This is a genomic window from uncultured Rothia sp. (assembly GCF_937976295.1).
Taxonomy (GTDB): Bacteria; Actinomycetota; Actinomycetes; order Actinomycetales; family Micrococcaceae; genus Rothia.
The window spans coordinates 1-5,860 of the sequence record NZ_CALJRY010000262.1 but is presented as its reverse complement, the minus strand read 5'-3'; the positions used below and the strand labels follow the sequence as shown (position 1 = coordinate 5,860).

General features: G+C 57.5%; 5 protein-coding genes. 3 read left to right on the top strand and 2 right to left on the bottom strand.

Translation table 11 applies throughout. The features are described 5' to 3' along the window. Positions 1-107: 107 nt before the first annotated feature. The gene (locus Q0216_RS07040; RefSeq protein ID WP_298594052.1) at positions 108-722 is read left to right on the top strand and encodes a recombinase family protein; all 615 of its coding nucleotides are present in this window, start codon (positions 108-110) and stop codon (positions 720-722) included. Next, positions 712-1,212: an HNH endonuclease gene (locus Q0216_RS07035; protein ID WP_298594050.1), complete on the top strand. Its 501-nt coding sequence runs from the start codon at positions 712-714 to the stop codon at positions 1,210-1,212. The genes Q0216_RS07040 and Q0216_RS07035 overlap by 11 nt, the downstream gene beginning before the upstream one ends. A gap of 58 nt (positions 1,213-1,270) precedes the next feature. Here Q0216_RS07035 and Q0216_RS07030 read toward each other — a convergent pair whose 3' ends face one another. Beyond that, complete coding sequence (locus tag Q0216_RS07030; RefSeq protein WP_298594048.1) at positions 1,271-2,275, bottom strand: hypothetical protein; 1,005 nt, start codon at positions 2,273-2,275, stop codon at positions 1,271-1,273. A 5-nt stretch (positions 2,276-2,280) separates the two neighbouring features. Next, positions 2,281-2,646: a hypothetical protein gene (locus tag Q0216_RS07025; RefSeq protein WP_298594046.1), complete on the bottom strand. Its 366-nt coding sequence runs from the start codon at positions 2,644-2,646 to the stop codon at positions 2,281-2,283. Positions 2,647-3,373: 727 nt separating this feature from the next. Between Q0216_RS07025 and mobF the strand changes: the two genes are divergently transcribed. Next, a partial coding sequence (mobF, locus tag Q0216_RS07020; RefSeq protein ID WP_298594044.1) for a MobF family relaxase occupies positions 3,374-5,860 on the top strand: 2,487 nt, incomplete at its 3' end.

The window sequence follows — 5,860 nt, the reverse complement described above, 5'->3', positions numbered from 1 at the left end:
ATTCTGCTAATTGCTCAATTTTTTCAGCTTCAAAGACAGGTTGTGTAATAAAGTAGTCAACCGGTAAAATTGACCCTGACAGGCAAACCTAGGGGGAATTGGATGTTATGAGTCAATCCAGCGATGAATTTATCGGTCAGATTGTCGGGTACGCCCGCGTCTCATCAGTAGACCAAAATATCGCGCGGCAACTTGAAGCACTCGAGGTCGAGTGCGACAAAATCTTTATCGAGAAGGTCAGCGCAGCCAAGACCAGCAACCGCCCCCAATTCCAAGAAATGATGCGATACCTTCGCGAAGGTGACGTCTTGCAGGTAACCAGCGCCGACCGCCTCGCCCGCTCCACCCGCGACCTACTCGATACCGTCCAGAGCCTCAAAGACCGCGGCGTACACGTCGAATTCCTCGACAACCCCGCCCTGAACACCGACACGCCGCAGGGCGAGTTCATGCTGACGATTCTCGCCGCCGTTGCACAGCTGGAGCGCTCCATTATTAGAGAGCGTCAGGCTGAAGGTATCGCGATAGCCAGGGCAGCCGGCAAATACGACCGCGCCCCAAAGCTCAACCCTGAGCAGGCGCGCGAAGTGCGCCAGCTGGCGGCTATGGGTGTTCCCAAAATGGCTATCGCCCGCAAGATGGGCTGTAGCCGCCACACCGTCTATGCAGTGCTTGACCGTATCGGTAAATACGCAGGCGCGGAGTACACCGATGCAGACTAGCCAGAGCGAAGAGACCCGCCGCTTCTGGGACAAGGTCGTCAAGGGCGAGACGCCCGGCGCCTGCTGGGTATGGGTTGGAGCTATCGGCGCTGACGGCTACGGCAGGTTCTGGGTCAAAGACCCCGAATCAGAGACAGGCGAAAAAATGTGGCGCGCCCACCGATACGCCGCCGCCTTTATCTTCGGCAGCGACGAGGTAGAAGCCGCGGAGATGGTCACTCATCTATGCGATAACCCGCTCTGCGTACGTGCCGAAATCGGTTCAGATTCTCACCTCTTCCTTGGCGATCACTCTGAGAACATGAGAGAACGCGCGGCGCGCGGGCGTGACAACTTGCACGGCCTCGCTTTTCTTCGCCGCAGTCGAGCCGAGCGTGCCGCAGATTCTAGAGCGTTACGCGAGCTCACCCTAGCCCACGGGTACGATCAAGACGCCGTAGACCGGCTAGGCCGCGGAATGGTGATGGAGGGGCAGACGCAGCTTTTCTAAACACGTTAAGAGGGGGTCTAATACACCTGGTGTATTAGACCCCCTCTTTGTTGTTGCTTTAGCGGCTATCAATGATGCTCTTATGGAATGCGTCGCAGGGCACGGGGTGGAAGATGAGCCCGTGCACAGGACCTTCCATGATTTCGGCTGAAAGCATCATCAACTTATCGAGCTTGGCCAGCTCAAATGCTGATGCCTTTGTGCGCTTCAAGAAGCGAGTATCCGTTTGATCGGGTGCGAACATTTCGCGCAGCTGGTCCCAGCTCACCGGGCCGATAGACCGCTGAGCGAGGCGTGCCTGGTAGGTGAAATGTGAGACCCAGATGAGCGCGTCCAGGGTGAACGGCGACTGTGTTTTTTCCGCGAGTTGAATGAGTGCGGGTCCGGTTCCGGTGACCACAAAGAAGGTGGCCAGGTGATTGTAGAAGGGCTGCGCTAGAACGATGGTTGATTCAGTCAGCAGCGGTGCACCAGAGGACGAGTAGACCCAATCGGCGCTTGACGATAGAGCGAAGCGGTAGGTTTTCTTGACTAGGTTCCCGTCAGGGGTCGGGCCAGTCAGGACAGCTTCAACCTGCACGGCGAGCAGGGCGTGGAGCTGTTCAATGGCTTCAGCTTCTTGCTCCGGGGTGAACTTCGCGGTGCCAGGGGAGTAAAACTTATAGAGGAAATCTAGGAATGATTCGGTAGAGAATTTCGGTGACTGATGCTTCGCGGTAGCGAGCATAAGCCACAGGAACGCGGCGCGTGCGTACTTGCCGGTGGGTAGAATCCGGCGGGGCTCATCTGCGCCGGTGGGCTGGATGGTTCCAGCAACCAGGCGCAAGGTGCTGCGGGGTTCGGTCTGCACCCATTCGGTGATGGGCTCGCCGTTCTCACCGGTGGGGGAGAAGCGGTAGGATAACGCCTGATTCAGCAGCAGGAAGAGCGAATAATTGCCGGGCTGGACTTTAGGGACGTCACGGATGTCGACGCCTTGGCGTTCGTTGGTGCCGCGGCGCTTGCTACGGTGCACGTAAGGTTTCAGGCTTCTTTTCTGATTGCCTTGGTATGCGGTGCCCACGAGCGTTACTCGCCTTCAGATTCAGTGTCAGCCTTGGCAGCGGCGGCGCGCAGCAGCGCGTTCACCTCAGAGCGGGTGAGGCCGAGGCGCGCCGCGATTTCATCGGTAGAAACCTTCAATGTCTTCATTTCGGCGACCGGCGCGGCGAGGTGCTGCTGAGTTTCTACACGGGCGGATGCAAGCTTCTCACGTAGAGCGGCGAGCTTCTTCTCCTGTGCCTTGATGTCGGCTTCCAGTTTTGCCGCCGGGCTATCAGCTTCCAGAGCGAAGAATTTTTCAGCCAAGGTCAGCAGTTTCGCTTCACGCTCTGCGAAGGCGGCGGCGTTCTCACGGGCGCGGCGTGCAGCCGCGCTACGAGGCGATCGAGTCATCAGGGTGTCCTTTCGTCCTAAAGGAGGGGAAGGGTATTTCTTTAGTCTCTAGTTTAACCTTGAAGCTCTCAATTTTTCAGCAGGCCAGGTCACGGCAACCCATTCACTACCCCCTAGTGCCCACACAGCAACAGACGCCCCGAACCTCAACTGAGGTTCGGGGCGTCTGTTCTCAATGATGCTCATGAACTATTAGGGGCCGTTCATTGCATTTGTCACTATAAATACTACAGGCTAAGGGATAAGGCGCGCGACTTTTCCCGTCACCGGTGACGGGAAAACCGGCGGCGCAGCCGCCGGTTTCGCTCTCCCACAGTTGGCACGCATCAGCCGGTCACCTGCACCCACCTGTGGACAGCACCGGACGCATGATTCATTCCGCTTCGCTCCCTTCTCATACCCCGTTCCTGACACACGAGGTGTGCGCGTCTTCCCACCCCTTCGCTGCCTAGAATGCATGATGATCCCTGCTCTCTTTCCTTCCGCTTCGCTCCCTCCAAGAGAGGCAGGGCTCATCATGCACACTGGCGCCGCCTGTGGATGAGCGCGACACACCCCGTGTCGGACAAAACCGCGTCTCGTTCAGCAGCTTCCTCCAAGGTGTGCTCGTTCCTCGCACGCTGAGGAGCTGAACGCTTCGCTTACTTTTTGTCACACCTCATGCATCAAATAAGCCAGGGTTTTATTTTGAGTTGTTCTCAATAAGGTTCAAGGGTAGAATGAAGGTATGCTGACCGTCCATAAGCTCACCGCTGGAGAGGGCTACCGGTACTACACGCATGAGGTAGCGACCGGTGATGTTCTGCGCTCTAGTGACCGTGAGTTGGGCGATTATTACACCGTGGAGGGTATGCCTCCGGGTCAGTGGGTCGGTGCTGGTGCTGCTGAATTGGGTCTTGAGGGGAACGTTTCTGAGGCTCAGATGGACGTGCTTTTTGGGCACAAGTTCACCCCTTTAGATACTGATGAGGTGACGAGTCTGCTTCAGCAGTCCACCCCTGAGATGTACGATGCTGTACGTTCTGAGGCGTGGGAGAAAGTGCATCAGCGGGCTGCTGAGCGTGCTTATCTGATTATTGAGGGTACCCGTGAGGGCAAGACTCAGCAGGAAATTTGTTCCGATTTGGAGCACCTTTATGGTCGTGTCCCGTCGCAGATGATGGTTTCAAAGTACTTGGCACGCTACCGTGCAGCAGGCTACACCGTGACCAAGGGTGAATACCTCAAGAACCCTGAAACTCAGCGCCCAGACCGCGCCGAATTCATGGCAAACTACCGCCTTCTCGAGCACGAAGCAACCGAAGCAAAATACGCAGCACAGCGTGCCATTGATGAGCACTTTCAACAGAACGTCGCCCCAAACCTGCACGCACAGCGTGACGGCTCCACCGAATTCACCCGCGCAGTTCAGGAGGAAGTCCGCCGCTTCCGCGACACCAAGCACACCGACCCGACCGCTGAAGAGATGAAAGAAATCCGTCACCGTGTGGGCGCTGTCATGTACCGTGAACAGCACGGTGTAGAACCCACCGATAAGCAACTGGTTTCCTTTATCGCCCGTGAATCCAAGCCACAAAGCAACTCTGTAGCCGGATTCGACATGGTTTTCACGCCGCCAAAGAGCGTGTCCTTGGCCTGGGGTCTAGGCGATGAAACCCTCCGCGAGGGTGTGCAGAAAGCGCATGAAGCAGCCATTGGAGACGTCGTAAAGTTCCTAGAAGACCAGGTAGTCATGACCCGTCGTGGCCGTAACGGCGTCCGTCAGATTGACATTGAAGACGGTCTGATTGCCACCAAGTTCAGGCACTGGGACTCGCGTTCAGGAGACCCGAATCTGCACGATCACCTGGTGATTTCTAACCGAGTGAAAGGCGCAGATGGGCAGTGGTCCGCTATTGACGGACGCACGTTATATCAGTGGAACGTAGCAGCATCTGAGCTGTATAACGCGAAACTAGCGGAGTACCTGGAGTCTGAGCTGGGCCTAGTGTGTGTGCCTGATTCCTCTAAGGGCGGTACGTCACCGGTGATGGAAATTGCCGGTATTGACCGGTCCATGATTGAGCATTTCAGCGCCCGTCGTTCTGAGATTTCTGCTGAGTTAGAGCGCCTAACAAGCGAGTATGTGGAGCGTCATGGGCATGCGCCAGGACGTAAAGCGCTGCTGGAGCTTGCACAGCAGGCGACCTTGGCTACTCGCCCGCAGAAGGGTGAGGCGAAGAGCCTGAAAGATCTTCATGAGCAGTGGGTATCGCAGGCGCAGTCCGTTTCCGGTGAGGTCATTATTCCGACCGAATCGGAGCTTCGGGAGCACCTTCAAGCCGCAAGTGAGCAGGCCCGCACCAAGCGTGAGCAGGTGCAGGCTGAGTTCCTTTCTCGCACCCCGGAAGAGCATGCGCAGCAGATTCTTGACCGGGTGACTGCCACACGGGCCGTGTTCCGCCGCTCCCATGTTGAGGCTGAGACGATTCGTTATCTGCGTGAGGTGGGTCTTCCTGTCAGCCCTGATAGTAAAGGTCATCAGAGCACCGATGAGAGTATCAGCGGTGCTATTTACCGTGCCCTCGATGAGCAGGTTCTGCGTCTGAGCGGTGAGAATAAGCGTCTGGTAGCGCCTCAGTTCCTGCGAGCAGATGGCACCAGCAGCTTTGTACGTCGTGATTCTGAGTTGTTGACGACGCAGAAGATGGTAGACGCTGAGCTGCGGATCCTGGATGCGGCAACCACGCCTGTGCTCCCTGCAGCGACGGCTGACGTGTTTGAGCAGAAGGTTGCTGAGCGCCGCGAACAGTTGGCGGAAAAGGGGTTCTCCCTTCCGGCTGGCCAGGAAGCGTTGGCGCGCGAGTTCGCTCTATCAGACCGTCTACTCGTAGCGGGTATTGGTGCCGCTGGAGCCGGTAAGACCGCCTCTGTCTCTCTTGCCGTGGAGACAATCCAAGCTGCCGGCGGCCGCGTTATCGGTATGGCACCGACCGCTGCAGCGGCGAAGGTCCTGAGCGATGAGCTAGGTATCGGCGCCGATACCGTGGCAAAGGTCCTGGCTGCGAATACGGATGGGGCGAAAGCGGGACCGCTGAGTATCGGCCCCGGTGACGTGCTCCTCATCGACGAAGCCGGCATGGTATCCACCCGTGACTTTGACGCGCTGGTACACATCGCTCGTGAGCGCGGCGCGCTAGTACGCGTGATGGGTGATGACCGTCAGCTCTCAGCG